Source organism: Edwardsiella piscicida (genome assembly GCF_001896205.1).
GTDB classification, from domain to species: Bacteria; Pseudomonadota; Gammaproteobacteria; order Enterobacterales; family Enterobacteriaceae; genus Edwardsiella; species Edwardsiella piscicida.
The window spans coordinates 3,183,992-3,205,764 of the sequence record NZ_MPNU01000001.1; the positions used below are offsets into that span (position 1 = coordinate 3,183,992).

The 21,773-nt window shown below is 56.1% G+C and carries 19 protein-coding genes and 1 other annotated feature; of the genes, 8 read left to right on the plus strand and 11 right to left on the minus strand.

The window, feature by feature from the left end:
- Positions 1-163: 163 nt before the first annotated feature.
- The 3 genes from clpB to rluD all read right to left on the minus strand — a co-directional run bounded on the left by clpB (position 164) and on the right by rluD (position 4,617).
- On the minus strand, positions 164-2,737 hold the full coding sequence (gene clpB / locus BRD58_RS14740; RefSeq protein ID WP_012849653.1) for an ATP-dependent chaperone ClpB: 2,574 nt from the start codon (positions 2,735-2,737) through the stop codon (positions 164-166).
- A gap of 168 nt (positions 2,738-2,905) precedes the next feature.
- On the minus strand, positions 2,906-3,640 hold the full coding sequence (gene yfiH, locus BRD58_RS14745; protein WP_012849654.1) for a purine nucleoside phosphorylase YfiH: 735 nt from the start codon (positions 3,638-3,640) through the stop codon (positions 2,906-2,908).
- On the minus strand, positions 3,637-4,617 hold the full coding sequence (gene rluD / locus BRD58_RS14750; RefSeq protein WP_015462222.1) for a 23S rRNA pseudouridine(1911/1915/1917) synthase RluD: 981 nt from the start codon (positions 4,615-4,617) through the stop codon (positions 3,637-3,639). The genes yfiH and rluD overlap by 4 nt, the downstream gene beginning before the upstream one ends.
- Positions 4,618-4,750: 133 nt before the next feature.
- On the opposite strand from rluD, the gene bamD reads away from it, so the two are divergent.
- The 3 genes from bamD (at position 4,751) to pheA (ending at position 7,606) form a co-directional block, all read left to right on the plus strand.
- Positions 4,751-5,488, plus strand: coding sequence for an outer membrane protein assembly factor BamD (gene bamD, locus BRD58_RS14760; RefSeq protein ID WP_012849656.1), 738 nt, complete (start codon positions 4,751-4,753; stop codon positions 5,486-5,488).
- Positions 5,489-5,819: 331 nt separating this feature from the next.
- Positions 5,820-6,158 carry a ribosome-associated translation inhibitor RaiA gene (gene raiA / locus BRD58_RS14765; protein ID WP_012849658.1) on the plus strand — a complete coding sequence of 113 codons (339 nt, stop codon included), beginning with the start codon at positions 5,820-5,822 and terminating at the stop codon, positions 6,156-6,158.
- Positions 6,159-6,284: 126 nt separating this feature from the next.
- Positions 6,285-6,407 (plus strand) — a sequence feature (Phe leader region).
- A gap of 38 nt (positions 6,408-6,445) precedes the next feature.
- Positions 6,446-7,606 (plus strand): bifunctional chorismate mutase/prephenate dehydratase, encoded by a 1,161-nt coding sequence (gene pheA / locus BRD58_RS14770; RefSeq protein ID WP_012849659.1) that lies wholly within the window; start codon positions 6,446-6,448, stop codon positions 7,604-7,606.
- A 25-nt stretch (positions 7,607-7,631) separates the two neighbouring features.
- Here pheA and tyrA read toward each other — a convergent pair whose 3' ends face one another.
- Complete coding sequence (tyrA, locus tag BRD58_RS14775) at positions 7,632-8,753, minus strand: bifunctional chorismate mutase/prephenate dehydrogenase (protein WP_015462223.1); 1,122 nt, start codon at positions 8,751-8,753, stop codon at positions 7,632-7,634.
- Positions 8,754-8,759: 6 nt separating this feature from the next.
- Positions 8,760-9,830 (minus strand): 3-deoxy-7-phosphoheptulonate synthase, encoded by a 1,071-nt coding sequence (locus BRD58_RS14780; RefSeq protein ID WP_073383963.1) that lies wholly within the window; start codon positions 9,828-9,830, stop codon positions 8,760-8,762.
- A gap of 288 nt (positions 9,831-10,118) precedes the next feature.
- On the opposite strand from BRD58_RS14780, the gene btsR reads away from it, so the two are divergent.
- Both btsR and BRD58_RS14790 read left to right on the plus strand, forming a co-directional pair.
- On the plus strand, positions 10,119-10,835 hold the full coding sequence (gene btsR / locus BRD58_RS14785) for a two-component system response regulator BtsR (RefSeq protein ID WP_012849662.1): 717 nt from the start codon (positions 10,119-10,121) through the stop codon (positions 10,833-10,835).
- Between the two features lie 486 nt (positions 10,836-11,321).
- The gene (locus BRD58_RS14790; protein ID WP_012849664.1) at positions 11,322-12,224 is read left to right on the plus strand and encodes a helix-turn-helix domain-containing protein; all 903 of its coding nucleotides are present in this window, start codon (positions 11,322-11,324) and stop codon (positions 12,222-12,224) included.
- Positions 12,225-12,234: 10 nt separating this feature from the next.
- Here the strand turns inward: BRD58_RS14790 and BRD58_RS14795 are convergent, their stop codons facing one another.
- Positions 12,235-13,131 (minus strand): helix-turn-helix domain-containing protein, encoded by an 897-nt coding sequence (locus tag BRD58_RS14795; protein WP_012849665.1) that lies wholly within the window; start codon positions 13,129-13,131, stop codon positions 12,235-12,237.
- A gap of 192 nt (positions 13,132-13,323) precedes the next feature.
- Positions 13,324-15,843: an inverse autotransporter beta domain-containing protein gene (locus BRD58_RS14800; protein WP_069579258.1), complete on the minus strand. Its 2,520-nt coding sequence runs from the start codon at positions 15,841-15,843 to the stop codon at positions 13,324-13,326.
- Between the two features lie 683 nt (positions 15,844-16,526).
- Here BRD58_RS14800 and BRD58_RS14805 point away from each other — a divergent pair.
- From BRD58_RS14805 to BRD58_RS14815, 3 genes are all read left to right on the plus strand, one after another.
- On the plus strand, positions 16,527-17,870 hold the full coding sequence (locus tag BRD58_RS14805; RefSeq protein WP_015462227.1) for an anaerobic C4-dicarboxylate transporter: 1,344 nt from the start codon (positions 16,527-16,529) through the stop codon (positions 17,868-17,870).
- A 169-nt stretch (positions 17,871-18,039) separates the two neighbouring features.
- Positions 18,040-18,810: a DUF481 domain-containing protein gene (locus BRD58_RS14810; RefSeq protein WP_073383476.1), complete on the plus strand. Its 771-nt coding sequence runs from the start codon at positions 18,040-18,042 to the stop codon at positions 18,808-18,810.
- 166 nt (positions 18,811-18,976) lie between these two features.
- Entirely contained in the window at positions 18,977-19,525 is a 549-nt protein-coding gene (locus tag BRD58_RS14815; protein ID WP_069579260.1) for a class I SAM-dependent methyltransferase, read from the plus strand.
- Positions 19,526-19,657: 132 nt separating this feature from the next.
- Here the strand turns inward: BRD58_RS14815 and rplS are convergent, their stop codons facing one another.
- The 4 genes from rplS to rpsP are packed head-to-tail and all read right to left on the minus strand — an operon-like array spanning position 19,658 to position 21,665.
- Complete coding sequence (gene rplS, locus BRD58_RS14820) at positions 19,658-20,005, minus strand: 50S ribosomal protein L19 (protein WP_012849671.1); 348 nt, start codon at positions 20,003-20,005, stop codon at positions 19,658-19,660.
- A 44-nt stretch (positions 20,006-20,049) separates the two neighbouring features.
- The gene (trmD, locus tag BRD58_RS14825) at positions 20,050-20,814 is read right to left on the minus strand and encodes a tRNA (guanosine(37)-N1)-methyltransferase TrmD (protein WP_012849672.1); all 765 of its coding nucleotides are present in this window, start codon (positions 20,812-20,814) and stop codon (positions 20,050-20,052) included.
- A 38-nt stretch (positions 20,815-20,852) separates the two neighbouring features.
- Positions 20,853-21,398 (minus strand): ribosome maturation factor RimM, encoded by a 546-nt coding sequence (gene rimM / locus BRD58_RS14830; protein ID WP_012849673.1) that lies wholly within the window; start codon positions 21,396-21,398, stop codon positions 20,853-20,855.
- Between the two features lie 18 nt (positions 21,399-21,416).
- The gene (gene rpsP / locus BRD58_RS14835; protein ID WP_015462230.1) at positions 21,417-21,665 is read right to left on the minus strand and encodes a 30S ribosomal protein S16; all 249 of its coding nucleotides are present in this window, start codon (positions 21,663-21,665) and stop codon (positions 21,417-21,419) included.
- Between the last annotated feature and the right edge of the window lie 108 nt (positions 21,666-21,773).

The window sequence follows — 21,773 nt, forward strand, 5'->3', positions numbered from 1 at the left end:
AGTTTACGTCGGCTGACAAGTCCTAAATTCAACTTTTTTACCGTTCGTTTGTTTTGCATACAGAGCGCTCTGTTTTGCAGCATTTTCACTTACTGAACCGCCCCCTGAGCGCAAAAAGGGCAGCCTAACGGCTGCCCTTTATCCTCTTATCACGAGCGACGGATTATTGCCGCGCGACGATCTGCTGCCCATCCAGCTCCAGGACGATCGGCTTACCCGGCAGCAGCGATCCTGAAAGGATTTGCTGCGCCAGCGGGTTTTCGATCTCCTGCTGGATGGCGCGTTTCAGCGGACGCGCGCCGTATACCGGATCGAAGCCGGCCTGAGACAGCTGCTCCAACGCCGCATCACTCATGCTAATGCTGTAGCCTTTCTCTTCCAGACGCTGGTACAGACGCTGCAGCTGGATACGGGCAATCGCCTTGATGTTCTCCTGACCCAGCGGATGGAATACTACCGTCTCATCAATACGGTTAATGAACTCCGGTCTGAAATGATGAGTGACTACGCTCATCACCAGCTCTTTCATTTCACCATAGCTCAGGTCGCCGAAGCGATCCTGGATCAGGTCAGAGCCCAGGTTAGAGGTCATAATGACCACCGTATTACGGAAATCGACGGTGCGTCCCTGACCATCGGTCAGGCGTCCATCGTCCAACACCTGCAGCAGGATGTTAAAGACATCCGGATGCGCCTTCTCGACCTCGTCGAGCAGGATGACCGAGTACGGACGACGGCGTACCGCCTCCGTCAAATAGCCGCCCTCTTCATACCCGACGTATCCCGGAGGTGCCCCGACCAAACGGGAAACAGAGTGCTTCTCCATAAACTCGGACATATCGATACGCACCATGGCGTCATCGCTGTCGAATAAGAAGTTAGCCAACGCCTTGCACAGTTCGGTTTTACCCACCCCGGTCGGGCCGAGGAACAGGAATGAGCCGATGGGACGGTTCGGATCGGACAACCCGGCGCGGCTACGGCGAATGGCGTTGGAAACGGCTTCAACCGCCTCATTCTGCCCGATGACGCGCCGATGCAGCTCATCCTCCATGCGCAGCAGTTTTTCACGCTCGCCCTCCAGCATGCGTGATACCGGAATACCGGTCCAGCGCGCCAGCACCTCGGCGATTTCGACATCGGTGACCTTATTGCGCAGTAGCTTCATGCTCTTGCCTTCGGCCTGCGTTGCGGCCTGCAGCTGCTTTTCCAGATCCGGCAGTTTGCCGTACTGGATCTCAGACATCTGCGCAAGGTCACCGCTGCGGCGCGCCTGCTCCAGCGCGATCTTGGCCTGTTCGATCTCGGCCTTGATATTCTGGGTACCGGTCAGCGCGGCCTTTTCTGCCTTCCACTCCTCTTCCAGCGAGGCATAGTCGCGCTCTTTCTCCTCCAGCTCGGTGTTCAGGATCTCCAGACGCTTCTTACTGGCCTCGTCAGACTCTTTCTTCAGCGCCTGCTGCTCCAGCTTCAGCTGAATGATGCGCCGTTCCAGACGATCCAGCGCCTCCGGCTTGGAGTCGATCTGCATACGAATGCTGGATGCCGCCTCATCGATCAGGTCGATGGCTTTATCCGGCAGCTGGCGATCGGCGATATAGCGGTGAGACAGCGTGGCGGCCGCCACGATGGCCGGATCGGTGATCTGCACGTGGTGGTGCAGCTCATAGCGCTCCTTCAGCCCGCGCAGAATGGCAATGGTATCCTCGACGGACGGCTGCGCTACATAGACCTTCTGGAAACGGCGCTCCAGCGCGGCATCCTTCTCAATATACTGACGGTACTCATCCAGGGTCGTCGCACCGACGCAGTGCAGCTCGCCGCGCGCCAGCGCCGGCTTCAGCATATTCCCCGCGTCCATAGCGCCGTCGGCCTTACCGGCCCCCACCATGGTGTGCAGCTCATCGATAAACAGAATGACGCTGCCCTCCTGTTTGGCCAGGTCGTTCAGCACCGCCTTCAAACGCTCTTCAAACTCACCGCGGAATTTCGCACCGGCGATTAACGCCCCCATATCCAGGGAGAGCACGCGCTTGTGCTTCAGCCCCTCCGGGACCTCACCGTTGATGATGCGCTGGGCCAGCCCTTCAACGATGGCCGTTTTACCGACCCCGGGCTCCCCGATCAGCACCGGGTTATTCTTGGTGCGGCGCTGCAGTACCTGAATGGTGCGGCGGATCTCTTCGTCACGCCCAATCACCGGATCCAGCTTACCCTGCTCGGCACGCTCGGTCAGATCGATGGTGTACTTCTTCAGCGCCTGACGCTGATCTTCCGCATTCTGATCGTCCACTTTCTCTCCTCCGCGCAGCTGCTCAACGGCAGCGTTGAGTTTTTGCGCAGACGCGCCGGCGGCCTTCAACATATCGGCCAGTTTGCCACGCTCTTCCATCGCGGCCAGAATAAACAGCTCTGACGATATGTAGGTGTCACTGTGCTTTTGCGCTAATTTGTCACACAGGTTCAAAACCCGAATCAGCTCATTGGATGGCTGCACGTCGCCACCGGTCCCCTCCACCTGCGGTAGACGGGCAATAGCCTGCTCAAGGGACTGCTGAAACGCGCTGATATCGACGCCTGCAGATACCAGCAAAGGACGAACCGTGCCCCCATCCTGACCGAGCATCGCGCTCATCAGATGTATCGGTTCAATAAATTGGTTATCGCGCCCGAGTGCCAAAGACTGGGCGTCAGCGAGGGCTAACTGGAACTTGTTGGTTAAGCGATCCAGACGCATGTTTCCTCCGAGACGTATGCAAATTGCTTCTGGAGAATAAGTGTGGTCTAGACTGCACTTTTCAACCAAACCGTGACAATTATTTAATTATTTTTTGTTCAATTTGGGGTGGCACGTGAGGCGTACAGCGTCCCAAGGCCGCAGGACGCTGGCCTTGGGAGAGATACGTTAGGAGAACCAGATCAGCGAGGCCATGCGACCGGTCTGCGCCGCACGACGGTAGGAGAAGAAGCGCGATGCGTCGCTCAGCGTACAGAACTCGCCGCCGCTGATGCGGGTAACGCCCGCGGCCTGCAGACGCTGGCGCGCCAGGGCATAGATATCGGCCAGGTATTTATCGCCCGCCGTGGGCCGGAACGCGCTGGCGCTGGCCCGATCGTGCTGCATAAACTGCGCGCGCACCTCGGCGCCCACTTCAAAAGCCTCGGGGCCAATGGCCGGGCCGAGCCAAGCCATCACCGCACCGGGCGCCGCATTAAAACAGCGCAGGGTCTGCTCCAGAACCCCATTGCACAACCCACGCCAACCGGCATGCGCCGCCGCCACTTCGTTACCCTCATCACAGGTAAACAGCACGGGCAGACAGTCAGCCGTCATCACCGCGCACACCTGCCCCGGCGTTCGGGTATAGGCTGCATCGGCACGCACATCGTCGTCGGTATTCCCGGCCGCCAGCGTCAGCACCCGCGTACCGTGTACCTGATCCAGCCACACCGGCGGCGTCGGCAGCGCCAACGCCTGACACAGCCGCGCACGGTTGGCCGCAACCCGTGCAGGCTCGTCGCCAACGTGCGCGCCCAAATTTAACGCGTCATAGGGCGGCAGACTAACGCCGCCGTCGCGAGTGGTCCCATAGGCAAAGACCCGCGACGGCGCCGACCAGCGCGGCACGATCGGTTTCATAGCCAGTCCATCTCATCCTTAAAGATTTCGGCGTCCTCTTGCATCACCGCAATCAGGCGCTGCATATCTTCCGGGATCGGTGCATGCCACTCCATTTCGATACCGCTGATCGGGTGATACAGGCGCAGCATGGTCGCGTGCAGCGCCTGGCGATCAAACTCGCGCAGGACGCGGATAAACTCCGGCGACGCATCGCGCGGTGGGCGCGGACGGCCACCGTACAGCGGATCGCCCACCAGCGGATGGTTAATGTGTGCCATATGCACACGGATCTGGTGAGTACGCCCGGTCTCCAGGCGCAGGCGCAGGCGCGTATGGGCGCGGAAGTGCTCCATGATGCGGTAGTGCGTCACCGCCGGTTTACCCATCGGGTGTACCGACATGTGGGTTCGCTTGGTCGGATGGCGCGCGATGGGCTCCCGTACGGTGCCGCCGGCGGTCATGGTCCCGATGGCCACCGCCTCATACTCACGGGTGATTTCACGCAGCTGCAGCGATTCGACCAGGCGAGTCTGGGCCGGTACCGTCTTCGCAACCACCATCAGACCGGTGGTGTCTTTATCCAGTCGGTGCACGATCCCGGCGCGCGGAACGTCGGCGATCTGCGGATAGTAATGCAGCAGCGCGTTGAGCACCGTACCGTCCGGGTTACCGGCGCCGGGGTGCACGACCAAATCGCGCGGCTTATTGATCACCAGGATATCTTCGTCCTCGTAGACGATATCCAGCGCGATATCCTGCGCTTCCCAACGGTTCTCTTCCTCAATCAGGGCATCAATGGCAATATGCTCACCGCCCAAAACCTTCTCTTTCGGCTTATTGATGATGACCCCGTTCACGCTGGCGCGACCCTCTAGGATCCACTCTTTTATGCGTGAACGTGAATAATCAGGGAACAATTCCGCCAACGCCTGATCTAAGCGTTGACCGAGCTGGGATTCCGTCACCGTCGCGGTGAGCTGTACTTGTTGTGCCATAGTGAGTTTCTTTCGTTAACGTTGGGTTTTCTCGGCGTTGCCGTTTAAAATAATGTGCTATTGTAGCTGGTCTTTGCCGGGAGCTTAACGGAGAGTCACCCGGAACAACACAAAAAAGGGTAAGCAAAACGTCATGACGCGTATCAAATATCTGGTGGCTGCCACCACGTTGAGCCTGGCGCTGGTTGGTTGCTCCAGCTCCAAAGAGGCGGTGCCCGACAATCCGCCTGCAGAAATCTACGCCACCGCACAGCAAAAACTGCAGGACGGTAACTTTAAAGCGGCGATTACGCAACTGGAAGCGCTGGATAATCGTTATCCATTTGGCCCTTACTCTCAGCAGGTGCAGCTGGATCTGATCTACGCCTACTACAAGTCGGCAGACCTGCCGATGGCACAGGCTACCATCGATCGCTTCATCCGTCTCAATCCGACCAGCCAAAACATGCCCTACGTACTGTACATGCGTGGTTTGACGGATATGGCCATGGACGACAGCGCGCTGCAGGGCTTCTTCGGCATCGACCGCTCTGACCGTGACCCCGAACATGCCCGCCAGGCTTTCCGTGACTTCAGCCAGCTGGTACAGCGTTACCCGAACAGCGCCTACACGACCGATGCCACCAAGCGTCTGCTCTTCTTGAAAAACCGGCTTGCCAAACACGAACTGGCCGTCGCCCGCTTCTACACCAAGCGCGGGGCCTATGTTGCCGTGGTAAACCGCGTAGAGCAGATGCTGCGCAACTATCCGGATACCCAGGCGACCCGTGACGCGCTGCCGCTGATGGAGAACGCCTACCGTCAGATGGGCCTGAACGGCGAAGCCGACAAGGTACAAAAAATCATCGCGTTCAACGGCGACAAAGCATAGCGCCGACGCAGAGACGGATAAACAGCGAAGGCAGCCCATCGGCTGCCTTTTGTTTGATCCGCGCGGATGAGGCCGGGAAGAGCGTCCCGCCCCGTGGGGGAGATTTCGGCCATGATCGATCCTAGGCCGCGCCAATTTTTCTGCCTTAACTTTTCCATCATGCGCATAAATTTCCGCTGACTCAAGCGCTATTTTCAGCACTTTTCACCAGAATCACAAAACCACTTAACTTTGCAAAAAGTGACAAAAATCCGTGATTTTCCTCTCACACTTTGCTCCGCGGCGCGTTATGCTGAAATCACCAAGACGGAAAAGACAGAGAGGTATCTGTATGACTATCAGCATTACCAGCAAACAAATGGAAATCACTGCTGCCATCCGTGAACATGTCGAAGACCGTCTCAGCAAACTGGACAAATGGCAAACGCACCTGATTAACCCGCATATCATTCTGTCTAAGGAGCCGCAGGGGTTTGTGGTTGACGCCACGATTAACACGCCCAATGGCCAGCTGGTCGCCAGCGCCAAGCATGAAGACATGTATGCCGCCATCAACGAGCTGCTGAACAAGCTGGAGCGTCAGCTAAACAAAGTCCAGCATAAGGGCGAAGCTCGCCGCGCCCATACCAGCGTAAAAGACGCTAATCTGCAGGCCACTGCCAGCGAATAACCTAAAACGAGCCCTTTTATTTAGAGATAACGCGCCCCACGGGCGCGTTTTTTGTATCAATAAAAAACATTGACAGGAAAAAAGTATCACGGTTAACGTAGGGTATGACTCACCGTGGAGCTGCGTTATGTCCCATCGCTCGTTGTTCTTTCGCTGCTTTTTTCCGACGCTGCGCCCGGGAGGCGTCGCTCTACGCTAAGAAAGCAGCGAAAGAACGATGTAAGGCCTCCCCCGGGAGGCTTTTTTTATGCGCGCCACCACTGCACCACGCTGATTAAGGGCCCCTGATGAGCACACCCAATCCATTATTGACGCTGCGCGAGCAGATTAGCGCCGTCGACAGCCAGCTGCTGGCGCTGCTGGGCGAACGCCGCTGCCTGGCCGAGCAGGTCGCCCGCACCAAACAGGCGCTGCATCACCCGGTTCGCGACCGGGCCAGAGAGCGCGATCTGCTGCACAGCCTGATTGAGCAGGGCAAACCGCTGCAGCTTGACGCACATTTTATTACTCGCCTGTTTCAACTGATTATCGAAGACTCGGTGCTGACCCAGCAGGCGCTGCTACAGCAGTCACACCTGGCCGTCGACGCCGCCGCACGCATCGCCTTTCTCGGTCCCAAAGGCTCCTATTCCCATCTGGCCGCTCGCCGCTATGCCGCGCGCCATTTTGATCGGGTGCTGGAGTGCGGATGCCAGCGTTTTCAAGACGTCGTCGCCCAGGTCGAAAGCGGCCAGGCCGACTATGGCGTACTGCCGATAGAAAACACCTCATCCGGCGCCATTAACGACGTCTACGATCTGCTGCAGCACACCAGCCTCTCCCTCGTCGGAGAGCTAACGCTGCCTATCGAGCACTGCCTGCTGATCGCCGGAGAGGGCGACATCAGCGCGCTGACCACCGTCTACAGTCACCCCCAGCCGTTTCAGCAGTGCAGCCAGTTCCTCAGCCGCTACCCACAGTGGCATATCGAATACTGTGAAAGCACCGCCGCCGCGATGGAGAAGGTCGCCGCGCTGCGCTCTCCCCAGGCGGCAGCCCTGGGCAGCGCCGACGGCGGTAATCTATATGGCCTGCAGCCGCTGGCGCACGATCTGGCCAACCAGGCCCAGAACATGACCCGGTTCATTGTCCTGGCGCGCAAAGCGATCGAGGTCAATCCCCACATCGCCGCCAAAACCACGCTGATCATGGCGACGGGCCAACAGCCCGGGGCGCTGGTCGATGCGCTGCTGGCCTTCCGCGAGCAGCATATCGTCATCACCAAGCTGGAGTCGCGGCCGATCAACGGCAATCCGTGGGAGGAGATGTTCTACCTGGATGTTCAGGCGAATCTGAACGACCCAGCCATGCAGCGGGCGCTGCATGACCTGCGGGCGCTCACCCGATCGCAGAAAGTCTTGGGCTGCTACCCGAGTGAAAACGTGGTGCCGGTCGCACCGACCGCGTAATCATCATCCTGATACCGCCGCGGCATCAACCGCGGCGATCGTGCGCCTGACTCAGCAGCGCCCGGCTCTCATCCTGAAAACGCTGCGCATCGTCGCCGAACCAGCGAGCGATACGCTGAAACGTCTCGATAAACGCCTCTTTATTCTGCCCGTCCAGCAGTCTGATCGCGTCGCCGAAGCGCTGATAGTAGCGCGTGATCAGCGCCAGATTATCCGGCGATGCCATGATGATATCGGCATACAGCTGCGCATCTTGCGCAAACAGGCGTCCGACCATCATCAGCTCCAGACGATAAATCGGCGAGGAGAGCGCCAGCAGCTGTTCCATGCTGACATTCTCTTCGGCCAGATGCAGCCCATAGGCAAAGGTGGCAAAGTGACGCAGCGCCTGAATAAACGCCATATTCTGATCGTGCTGCACCGCGCTGATGCGATGCAGGCGAGCGCCCCAAACCTGCAGCTGCTCTAGCAGCCACTGGTAAGCCTGCGGCTGTCGACCGTCGCAGTAGACGATCACCTGCTTGGCAAAGCTGCCGACGTCCGGGCCAAACATGGGATGTAGCCCGACGACGGGCCCGCGATGCGCCGCCAGCATCGCCTGCATCGGTCCTCCCTTAACCGACGCCAGATCGACCAGCAGGCAATCCGACGGCAGCGGCGGCAGGCGGGCTATCGCGGCCTCGGTCAAATGGATCGGTACGCTGATCATCACCATACCGGCATCGGCGCAAAGCGTCTCGGCCTGCGGCCAATCCTGCGGCTCCAGTATACGCACCGAGTAGCCCGACAGGCGCAGCATCCGGGCAAACAGCCGCCCCATCTGCCCCGCGCCGCCGACGATCACCACCGGGCGCAGCGTTGGATTCAGCGCCTTAAACCCCTTGTCATTTTCACTGACGTAGGACTCCCGCATCACCCGACGCAGCACGTCCTCAATCAGATCCGGCGAGACACCAAGCTGCTGCGCCTCCGCGCGGCGCGACGCCAGCATCGCCGCCTCTCGCTCCGGCACATAGACCGGCAGACCATAGCGGCTTTTGACCTCCCCCACCTGGGCGACCAACTGTAAACGGCGCGCCAACAGCCCCAGCAGCGCCTTATCGACCTCGTCAATGCTATCGCGCAGTGCGCTCAGTTCCGCCACCATCGTCTATCATGCCTCCCGATCGCGTCGCTGCGGCGCCAATTGACGCTGTATATCGCGCAGCAACGTTTCCGTTGTCGTCCAGTCAATGCAGCCATCCGTCACGGATACGCCATAGCGCATAGCGCTGCGCGGCTGCTCTGAGCTCTGATTACCGGCCTCCAGGTTGCTCTCCAGCATCACGCCGATAATGGCGCGGTTCCCCCCCGCGATCTGCGCAATGACCGACTGCGCGACCTGCGGCTGACGTCGGTAGTCCTTGTTGGAATTGCCGTGGCTGCAGTCAACCATCAGCAGCGGGCGCAGACCGGCCCGCACCATCAGGGCCTCACACTGCGCGACATCCTGCGCGCTGTAGTTTGGCGCCCGCCCTCCGCGCAGAATAACATGACCATCGGGGTTGCCCTGCGTCTGCAGCAGGCAGACCTGCCCCGCCTGATTGATACCGACGAAGCGATGCGGCATCGCCGCCGCCTTCATCGCATTAATCGCGGTCTCTAGGCTACCGTCGGTGCCGTTTTTAAAGCCGACCGGCATCGACAGGCCGGAGGCCATCTCGCGGTGGGTCTGCGACTCGGTGGTCCGCGCGCCGATGGCCGACCAGCTGAACAGATCGCCCAGATACTGCGGCGAATTGGGGTCCAGCGCCTCGGTCGCCAGCGGCAACCCCATATCGACCAGCTGCAGCAGCAGGCGGCGGGCGATGTGCAGCCCGGCCTCAACGTCGAAAGAGCCGTCCATATAGGGATCGTTAATCAGCCCTTTCCAGCCCACCGTGGTACGCGGCTTCTCAAAATAGACCCGCATGACAACGTAGAGCCGATCGCCCACGCTCTGCGCCAGCGCTCGCAGGCGACGGCCATACTCAAGGGCGGCATCAACATCATGGATCGAGCAGGGGCCGCAGATCACCAGCAGACGCCCGTCGCGCCCAGCCAGAATATCGGCTATCTCGCGGCGGGAGGTGGCGATGTGCGCCTGCTGGGCCTCGCTCAGCGGGAAACGGGCCTTTAGCTCCTCCGGCGTAATCAAAATCTGCTCATCGCTGATATGAACGTTATTCACCGCGTCTTTTTGCATCATCATTACAATACCTGCCTATCTGGGAGTGGTTATCTCGGCGCGGCCGCCGTGCCTCTATTCAGGTTACATTAACATGCACAGTAAACTTTTCAATCCATATATGTAAACAATATCGTACATTCATCTTTACACGTTATTGAGTAGCAAAATTTGAAGCATCACGCAGTTTCATTGTCGATTACACCGCGAAGTTAAAGACACATGTTAGGCTGTGCCCGCTAACCGTCCGCGACGCCCGAGGGCCAGCGGCCTGCCGTCCGATCCTGTTCGCTCTGGGGAGATACGATGTTAACCGCTATCATTGTCGACGATGAACAGCCGGCCCGTGACGAGCTGACGACGCAGCTGCAACGCTATCCTGAAATAACGCTGGTCGCCAGCTGTGCCAATGCCCTGGAGGCGATCCCCACCATTCATCGCCTGCGCCCCGACGTGCTGTTTCTCGATATCCAGATGCCGCGCATCAGCGGGTTAGAGATGGTTAACATGCTGGATCCGGACAGCCAACCCTATATCGTCTTCATTACCGCATTCGACGAATACGCCATTCAGGCGTTTGAACAGCACGCCTTTGACTATCTGCTCAAACCGATCGACTGCGCCAGACTGCAAAAAACCCTGGTTCGCCTGCTACGCGGGTGCGCGGTGCGGCAAAATCTACAGCCTTTGCAGGAGCCGCAGCTGCGGCATATTCCCTGCCACGGACTCAATCGCATCTTTTTGCTCAAGCTGGATGAGATCGAGTATCTGTCGTCAGAATTAAGCGGGATTCACGTCGTCGGCGCTCAGCAAAGCGGCTATACCCAGCTGACCCTCAAAACGCTAGAGGAGAAAACCCCTTTCGTTCGCTGTCATCGGCAGTACATGGTGAACGTCGATCGCCTGAGCGAAATCCAGCTGCTGGATAACGGCGCCGCTGAGGTATTGACCCACAGTGGAAGACGCATTCCGGTCAGCCGCCGCTACCTGAAAAATTTAAAAGAACATCTGGGGATCGCCTAACGCCCCCCGTGAATGAACTCATTAGTTCGTCTGATAAAATATCATGCTGTCCCCGTCCGATAGCCGTAACTAAAAATAGCCGAGCCACCGCGCCCCTCAAATTTAATTATGTTTCATAGACTCATCATACGATGGCACATCCCCCTCATCCGCTCGCTATTTCACGCACCTCTAGTTTATAAGCTCAGCTCAACAAACCTTATATTTCCGCTTAATTACTGCGAAATAACCTACCATTCAACGATGAATACTCCCTATGGGTTATTACCCGATCCTGCCGGTACGATAACGCTGACATAACCCGACGTTAGCGCCGTAAACGACAGGTTAACGAACGAACAAAATCGAGCGCGGAAATAAAATATTTTGTGCACTTTCGCATCTGTTTTGCATAAAATAAACAGCATAGAAGTTAGCGCATATTATTTTATGCTTACCTATCGGCAGCGCGAGCCCTCTGCCCTGCGCCAGCGACATTGATTAAATATGATGAATACAACTGTCTCATTTGAAGCCAAAGGCTATGAGGATATTCCCGCGCTATTAACCTTTATGCAGCGGAATCTACAGTGTGGAGAGCTGAGTATCGAAATGACCGCCGATGATTTCTATGCACAGACCACGATCACCTCGCTGGAGAACGGCGCCCACTTCATGACCATGAACGCCTGCGGCTACCGTATTGAACATCATATTGCCTGCGACCTGCAAAATCGGCGGCTATATCTTATCTACTCCGATCACAAAATGCAGTGGGGTGAAGAGGGGCTCAGCTGCACCCTCCCCTACCGGGACTCTTTCCTGATCGACAGTACCAAAAGCTTCCGTATCGCCTCACCGGGATATCAAAAAACGCGCTCTTTCGGCATCCCGTTTTCTCTGCTGGGCGATCGACTGGAGCAAGTGATCAATGGATTAACCGGAAGGAAACTCTCGACGATCAAGTATGGCGATGAGATCAACAAAATCCTATCGACCACCTACCATGCGCCGGGGCTTGCCGAACGCCTGGATATCGTGACCAACCTGATTAAGGTGATCACTTACAATGAAACACCGGACAGCAACGGCAAGTACGATCGCATCGTTAAAAAAATCACCATGAATATTTACGATGAGTCTCTCACGCTGCCCAAGCTGGCGCAGCTGTGCGCCATGTCAGCCCGAACCATTCAGTATATCCTGGCGTCGCACGGCACCTCGTTTAACCGCCTGAGCGCCGATATCCGACTCAAGCTGCTATGCGAAAATATTCATAAGATGAAGAACAAAAGAATCAATGAAATCGTCTTTCTCAGCGGCTATAACTCGTTTTCAACGGCAGCCAGGCATTTTAAGCGTAAATTCAATCAGTCAATCACCGATTATATCAGCGCCGAGGGCCAATAGCCGCCCCCGTTTATAGGCAGTATTTTATGTAATACCCCTCCAGCGACTCGCGGTAATAGCGTCTGAAGTTCCGCGAGGCGGTCAGCAGCGAACGATAGCCGCAGCCGCTGACCAGATCCGATAGGGAGCGCGAGGGGTTATGCTGCATCTCTCTCAGCAGACGATCCAGACGAGCCTGGATCAGGACATCCTGAAAACGCGTATTCTGCTGCGCAAACACATACTGAATCGAACGCTTTGACATACCGCTGACGCTGACCAGCCCCTCTAAGGAAAAGTCGCACCCTGTACAGTGTTCGTCGATCAGACTGCTGAGATAGGCAAATTTATTCAGCGTACGCCCCAGCGACATCCCGCAGGAGATAATCAACAGATTAACCAACGCCGCCACCTTCTCCTGCAGCGCTGCCACGCAATGGCATTCTGCGGCCAGCTTATTGATCAGCTTGCCAAAGGGCAGCGTCGAGGCCAGGCGCCCGTCAAACATCGGCGTCACCGCCTGCGCATGCGAACCAAAGCTGGCGACCGGGAGCAATACCGAGACGGTCGCCCGGGGGACCGCGGAGTCCAGGATAAACGGCAGTCCGCCGTTTATCAGCACACACTCTTTACTGCGCACGGCGATCTCTCGCCCGTCCAGCGTACACCGCAGCGGCGCATCCGAATACACGATGCCGAATACCGCCGCGGAATGCTCGCACTTCTCGATAACGCCGGGCGTGGTGCGGATCGCGATCACCATTTCACCGCCGGGCAGATGATGGATCTCACTCTCACCAAAAAAATCATCATTATGCACATTGATTTTTATCTTGCCGCAGTGTGCCTGCTGCTGGAAAAAGTCTCCCCATGCAGAAAAGTGTTCAATACCGTACGCAAAGAATGTGCGTGTAATAATATCCGCCATAGATACACACCCTTAAAATAAGAAAAATTGTACACAGGCAAACTTCATCGTGCCGGCAATAGGCGCAACCTGCGTCAAAATATGCAGCCTCATGTTTTCAATAATCTATTGATGAAGATCGATCTATATATCCAGTGACGCCCTCCACGGTCACAATAGTCCGGCGCGAAGGGCGGAGTTCGGAAGCGGTGGCTAAAGCGTTTTTACACAATTCGCCATTCTCAGCACCGGCCACCCATTATTAACGATCGGGTCTGCGGTAAGATGCCCCGTCGATAGGCCCGCGGTATAGCGGACAGTGCGAGTCTCATCGGTATATTCCGCGCTCCAGCTCTGATCGACGCCAAACATGAGATTTAAGTTGGCAATATTTCCCCACTCCGACCACAGCGAGCCGACCGCACGCACGCCCTTATCACCATCATTAACCGCATTGGTCACCCAGCGATAGCTGGGCACCTCGTAACCGCTGTTCCCGGCACAATAGGCATCGGCATCCGCGCTGGAAATATGATTAATGCCGTTGCTGATAAACCAGCGCGATACGGTAAAGGGATAGGACACCTCGTGACCATAGCGCTTAGACCGCGCCGTGATCGTGACGGTCTGACGCGCCGTCGGTTCGGCCTGAAACTGCACATTGCCGCCGCTGTCTACCGTGACCCACGCCGGTGCACTGCTGCGCCACTCATAGTCGGCGTTTTGCGCGCTGTCGCCGTTAATTTCCAATAAAAACTTAGCATTGGCAAAACCCGTCGTCGGAAAACCGGCGCTCGCGTCAAAGCGGGCGCCGTTAACAAGCACCGCGGTAAACCGATCGTTCGGCACGAAGTGGGTATCTAGCGCAGACTGCCGATTATTGCTCAGCGTAGCGCTCACGTTGCTGACGCCAACCGTCGTACTGCTCAACGAGGTCTCGGCCACCCCATCCTCGCCGGTGGTCACCTGCACCGCCGTCAGCGTGGCGCCGTTGTCCGCCGAGAAAACGACGCGCTGATGGCTCAGCGGTGTCCCCGCGGCGTTCGTTACCCGCGCGCGCACCTGATTTTTATCAACGCCGTCGGCCTTCGCGTTGTCCCGAATCAGCGTGAGGTTACCGTTCAGAATCCACGCGTCATTATCCATCTCAGGCTTTAATACCGAGATCTGCGTCGTACTGATATTCGAGCTCTGTCCCCGAGTATCATAGGCCATCACGTCGATATGATAGCGATTGTCCCCATTGTCATTATACGGGGGATAGGTGATTTTTAACCGATTGTTTGGCAGCTCCATTATCTGCCCTCCGGCAGCAACAAACGCCGCAACGTTCATCCACTGGAGATTGCGCACGCCATATTTACTGACCACCTCGGCATAGATTTCACTGCTATTGCCGGGATACCCCTCAAGATATTCAGTGCTTTTGATTTTTAACCTCTGCTGCTCTTGGTACTGCAGGACAATATTATGATTCCGCTCCACTAGGTCATAGCGGGTTTTTGCTATTGTCCTTGCGGCGACCAGCGCGGCGGGATCAAGCTGAGCCGGCAAGTCAGCACCCAGGCGATAATTTATGTGTAGCCCCAGCTGAGTATCCTGATTTCCCTGTTTACCTAGGCGCTGCTTTACCTCCAGCGTCAGCAGAGAGAACGGCGTGTAGCTCCCCCCTAGCGTGATGGCATAGGGATTACGCTGCAGGTGATCTTTACCGAAAAGCGCAACGTTATCACCAAAATAGTGCTCATATATCAGCGATCCTCCCAGGTGGGGCTGCGCCGGAAGCCAACCATTGGCGCGGAGATCGACACCGTTGGCAGGCCGCTCATTATAGTCGCTGCGATCGCGCGACTGATGCCACGCCGTCAGCCTGAAGTAACCGTTGGCGGACAGTTGAAAAGAGTCTGTCCAGAGCTCGGCACCGAGTCCAACCCTTTTATTATCCCCTGTAAAATCATTATCGTAAAAAGCATTCCCCCCCATCATCCACTCATGGTGAATGAACCGGGTGCCGATGCCAATATTCGCAATATTACGCCGATCCTTATTTCTGAAGCCCTGCTGCGTAAACAGGGTCAACGTCTGCGAATCATACAGCGGCAGCAGCCAGTCCAGAGCGCTCTCTGCCAATGAAAAATCCCGATCGGTATTCAGCTGGATCCGCGCGGTCCCATAGCGATTGAGCCATTGTCCTATCTGATCGTTTACCGCCGACGTCGCCATGGTACGCGCCATATGATGTAATGCATCCACTCGCCCCGATGCAGCCAACGCGCTCCCCACGCCGCGAATGGACAGCGAATCCATAGGGTCTTGCTCCTTCGTCAATGACCCAGCGCCTGCGTTGTTTTTATTATTCTGCGAGGCCCTGTTTATATTTATGGCAATGGCATCGTTTATTGGTGAATCAACTAACTCCCCCGCATTGGCGTCTTCAACATTATGTATAGCGATAGGCTGCTGACCTATTTCACCACTCAAAACAGCCGTTCCATCCGGCGTTACGGGCATGCGGAAAAGGCGACCAGCCTCATCCGAAGCGGCGCGTTGTTGATTTTCTTTTATAAGATTACCAGGCCTATCCATCGTTTTTTCAGATGCTGCGCTGGCGATACTGACAGATAAAGCAAAAGTAAAAAATAGATAAAGTGGAAAAATAACTCGCTTCCGCCTAGTGCGCAGACTTTTCCTCATATTACGCTGCAGCGCATCCGTTAGACACAGTGATACCATCCAGCCTCCCAAAGGCATAAGGAAAACAACAATACGAATTATCAGTAACAATTTTTGCGTATATTATTTGTCAATTGCGTCACACGCATCCAAAATGCGCAATTTATGATATAACGTGCAAGATATAATTATTTTTTATTAACATGAGCGCGTAATCTCATCACACAAATAACACCAAAATACAACGTGCAGCGGAGGCGGTCGGCGATATCATAATTTTACTGAAAGCATGAAAACACCGACGCTCGCCGCACCGTGAAGCGTCACGAAACCGCGCATTCAGGTATAGAGATAATCAGAGAAAGAGCAGAATGATAAGGCTATCTAATGAGATAGCGCCGCCTACGCCGCGTCCGCGATACACTATAAGCAGGATAAGTAACTGGCTGCTCTATACGCTTGCTGCATGATAACGAACAGATTTATCTTATGACACTATTCCTATTTTGGATGCCCAGCGGGCTCTTTTCCGTTTTCATTTTTTCCACAATACTTTATTCAGATCAATTTTCATTTAATTTATATTCTGTATTTTTATAAAGGGAGAGCAATCTCTCAGAATCATATGCAGACCCAAAAGATTATTACGTAGCATTACGCTGTATACGAATTTCGCTGTCATGAATGCCCGACGCTCTCATAACATGAATCACGGCGCGGGAGAATAAAAACAAAGGGAATATATGGTCACACTACAATTTGCCGTTATAATAATCTGTCTATTGCTAGGGACACGCTATGGCGGGATGGGGCTGGGGCTTATCAGTGGTATTGGTCTCTTCATCCTGACCTTTATCTTCGATCTGGTGCCCGGCAAGCCGCCGGTCGAGGTCATCCTGACCATTCTGGCCGTCATCGGCTGCGCCGCCGTGCTACAAACCGCCGGCGGCCTCAATGTGATGATGCAGTTTGCCGAACGCCTGCTGCGTCGTCACCCGCAGCACATCACCATCCTGGCGCCGTTGACCACCTGGATGCTGACGTTCCTCTGCGGCACCGGACACGTGGTCTATACCATGTTCCCCATCATCGCCGATATCGCGCTGAAGAAAGGTATCCGCCCAGAGCGCCCGATGGCGGTCGCCTCCGTCGCGTCACAGATGGCCATCACCGCATCGCCGGTCTCCGTCGCCGTGGTTTCACTGGTCTCAATCCTCGGCGCCGCGCACGGCATTGGCCAAGCCTTCACGATTCTGGATATTCTGGCCGTATCGGTGCCAGCCTCGCTGTGCGGGGTGCTGGTCGCCGCGCTGTGGAGCCTGCGCCGCGGTAAAGATCTGGATAAAGATCCGGTATTCCAGGAGAAAATCAAAGATCCGGAGCAGCGCGCCTACATCTATGGCGATAGCCAAACGCTGCTGAACCAGACGTTCCCCAAACAGGCCTACTGGGCTACCTGGATCTTTTTTACCGCTATCGCCGTCGTCGTCATCCTGGGCGCCTTCGCCGATCTGCGGCCGGCCTTTGAGGTGAAAGGGGTGATGAAACCCCTCTCGATGAACCTGGTCATCCAGATGATGATGCTGATCGCCGGCGCCATCATCCTGATGTCCTGTAAGGTCAAGCCGGGCGAAATCTCCAGCGGCGCCGTCTTTAAAGCCGGTATGGTCGCTATCTTTTCCGTCTTTGGCGTCGCCTGGATGAGTGATACCTTCTTCCAGGCGCATATGCAGGATCTGCGCCTGGTGCTGGAAGATGTCGTGAAGAGCCACCCCTGGACCTATGCGCTGGTGCTGTTTTTGGTCTCCAAGCTGGTGAACAGCCAGGCGGCCGCGCTGACCGCCATCGCACCGATGGGGCTATCGCTGGGCGTTGAGCCCAAAATGCTGCTGGCGTTCTTTCCGGCGGCCTATGGCTACTTCGTTCTGCCGACCTACCCCAGCGATCTGGCCTGTATCGGCTTTGACCGCTCAGGAACCACCCGCATCGGGAAATTTATTATTAACCACAGCTTTATCCTGCCCGGTTTTATCGGTGTCATCACCTCGTGTACGGTAGGCTATCTGCTGGTTGCCGCATTCTATTAAGAAACCTCTTCCCCGGCCTCCTACGGGAGGCCGATATAAAAAAAGCGTATAACGTTCCCGTCAACCTTGCAAAAATAAGCTAATCATTACCATTTTTGGCCACAATATCACCCGCTATAATGTGACGCCTATCAACTTTGGCAACATCCCTATTTTTACTGGAAACATCATGCTCCGCTTATGCGTCACCCGTTCACTGCCGATCCTCATTGGCATTACCGCTGCGCTGTACGGCGTCAATGCCTGTGCCGATAGCACCCTGTTTACCGCGTTAGACGATCCGTCAACGGCGAAACAGCCTTTTACCGGAAACATACAGGCCGGTTATAACTCACAGTCAGGAAACAGCAATAACTCCAGCCTGCTGGCCGATACCACCATGACCTGGTTTAACCGGGATGCCGCCACCGCCTATAGCCTGTGGGGAACGGCGAATAACGCCGAGTCTAACGGCACCCGCTCCGCCGAAAAATACCAGGCCGGCGCCCGTACCCGCTATAACGTCACGACCGATAACTATATGTTCGGCCAGGTTAACTGGCTGAACGATCGCTTTGCCGGCTACGCCTCCCGCACCACCGGTACCGCAGGCTATGGTCGTCAGATCTTCTCCTCGCCGTCGCAGGATCTGCGCGTCGAATTCGGTCCAGGCATCCGCCATGACGAGTATCGGGAAGGGGGGCGCTCCACCCGCGCGCTGGCCTACGGTGCCGCGAACTATACCTATCAGCTCACCAAGAACACCCAGTTTACCCAGGGGGTCTCTGCGCTCTCTAACGAAGATACCTCTCTCAACTCGGAAACGGCGCTCAACGTCAGCATTAACGATGCCTTCTCGCTGCGTCTCTCCTATAACGTGACCTACAACAGCGAACCGCCGGCCAGTGCTCCCAAGCACACCGACCGCACCAGCGCGATCACCCTACAGTACAACCTGTAACGGCCGCCCTCCCCCTCGGGAGGGTACCTGCGCCATGGCTCAGTCGTGGCGCGCCTGACACGACCTTACCCTTCTTATTCTTTCTTTACGCCGTAGCTTAATATCCCCTTAAGCATTTCTCGCTCTAATGGAAACAACGATAAGAGAAGCGAGAGGAAGCGGTATCATGCTATTGACCGAATCACTAAAAACGACGGCAGACTTCATTACTCAGTTCGTCCGCTCACCCCGCACGGTTGGCGCTATCACCCCCTCCACCCCCTATCTGTGCCGCCAGATGGTACGCTCCGTTGACTGGGCCTATAGCCGTCGCGTTGCGGAGTTCGGCGCAGGCACCGGGGTTCTGACGCATCATATTCAGCGTCAGATGCGGACGGATGCCAGGCTGGATATCTTTGAGACCAACCCGCATTTTTGCCAGACCCTACGCAATATTGCCGATCGGCGCGCGACGGTGCACTGCGCCTCGGCGGCGGCGATCACGCAAAAATACGATGCGATCTTCTCCGGGCTGCCGCTGCTGGCATTCCCCCAGGCGCTGCGCCAAACGATCCTGGCGCAGGCCGCCCGCGCCCTGACGCCCGATGGGGTGTTTATTCAGTTCCAATACAGCCCACTGCTGGAAGAGGGCCTTTCTGCCCACTTTCTCTGGCAGCGTACCCTGGTATGGCGCAATCTCCCCCCCGCCTTTGTCTACCTATGCCGAGCGCGCTAACCCGCACGTCGCAGTGCATGGATACGACAACCCCCGGCTAGGTCAGGGGTCTTCAACCGACAAAAAAAGGGGTTGGCCATATGGCCAACCCCTTATCATTTAACTACTTTCGGATGTAGCGAAAGCGTAGTCTTAGTTCAGGCGCTCTTTAATACGGGCAGCCTTACCAGTACGCTCACGCAGGTAGTACAGTTTAGCTTTACGAACGGCACCACGACGTTTCACAGCGATGCTGTCGATAACCGGTGAGTGAGTCTGGAATACACGCTCAACACCTTCGCCGTTAGAAATTTTGCGAACAGTGAATGCAGAGTGCAGACCGCGGTTACGGATAGCGATAACCACGCCCTCGAATGCCTGCAGACGCTTTTTAGAACCTTCAACGACCCATACCTTCACTTCCACGGAGTCACCCGGACGGAACGCAGGTACGTCTTGCTTCATCTGCTCTTGTTCAATCTGTTTAATGATATTGCTCATAATAATCTCTTACCCTAGGTAAACTGATATATCGGCCCGACGTTTTAGTCGCAGCCTTCATGATCCTGCTGCGCGGCATGCTCCTTGCGGAACTGCGCCAGCAGCTTTGCTTGCTCGTCAGTCAGAGCTAGGCTTTCTAGAAGTTCAGGTCTTCTAAGCCAGGTTCGGCCCAGCGACTGCTTTAAGCGCCAGCGACGTATCTCGGCATGGTTTCCCGACAGCAGCACCGCCGGTACCTCCATATCCTGTAACACCTCAGGGCGGGTATAGTGTGGACAGTCCAGCAGACCGTCGACAAACGAATCCTCCTCAGCCGAGGCCTGATCGCCCAACACCCCCGGCACAAACCGGGAGATCGAATCAATCAGGGTCATGGCCGGCAGTTCGCCGCCGCTGAGAACGTAATCGCCGATCGACCACTCTTCATCGATTTCGGTTTGGATCACGCGCTCATCAATACCCTCATAACGCCCGCAGACCAGAATTAACTTCTGGCTGACGGAGAGTTCGCAAACGCCCTGCTGGTCCAGTTTGCGCCCCTGTGGCGAAAGATAAATCACCTTCGCCCCTTCGCCTGCCGCTGCCTTTGCCGCATGGATGGCATCCCGCAGGGGTTGAACCATCATCAACATTCCCGGTCCGCCGCCATAGGGGCGATCGTCCACGGTTCGATGCCGATCGTGCGTGAAATCGCGCGGATTCCAGCACTGCACGCTAAGCAGGCCTTTTTTTACAGCCCGGCCAGTTACCCCGTAATCGGTGATTGCGCGGAACATCTCGGGAAACAGACTAATTACCCCAATCCACATTGTGGCGTTCCACTCAGTTCTACCGTTAATATCGGAGGTCAAAAACCAGGATCCCAATCTACTTCAATAGATTTAGCAGTGAGATCGACTTTCTTGATCACCTGTCCGTCGAGGAACGGAATCAACCGCTCCTTCATACCGAATGCATCTTTCAGGTTCGCCTTCACGACCAATACGTCGTTGGAGCCGGTTTCCATCATCGCAGTGACTTTACCCAGCGCATAGCCGGACACGGTGACTACCTGGCAACCCATCAGGTCTTTCCAGTAGTAGTCGCCCTCATCCAGCGACGGCATCTGCGACTCATCCACGATAATCTCTCGATTAACCATGGCATTGGCCGCATCACGATCGTCAATACCTTTAATTTTGACGACCCAATCCTGATTGTGGCTGCGCCAGCTTTCCAGCTCGATCGCAACCCACTTACCCGCCTGCTGGATAAACCAGGGCTGGTAATCAAAAATGCTTTCAGCATCCTCGGTGGAGGAAAACACTCTGAGCCAGCCGCGGATGCCATACGCAGAACCGAGTTTCCCCAGAACAACTGCATTGCTCACCGCCGGCGTATTCTCTGTGCTCATCGTGACCACCGCAACGGATTAAGCTGCTTTCTGAGCTTCTTTGATCAGCGCAGCTACGCGATCAGAAACGGTTGCGCCCTGGGAAACCCAGTGGCTTACGCGATCCAGATCCAGACGCAGGCCTTCGGCGCTACCGGTCGCGATCGGGTTGAAGAAACCTACGCGCTCGATGAAACGACCGTCACGGGCATTACGGCTGTCGGTCACTACTACTTGATAAAACGGACGCTTTTTCGCGCCGCCACGTGCTAAACGAATGGTTACCATAACATCCTCATTAGTAAATAAAACACCAGACCCCATCGAGGAACGGAGCCCGGTGTCCTTGTTCATACGAACATAAAAGCCCGAAAATTTTACTCATTTTGGCGCGAA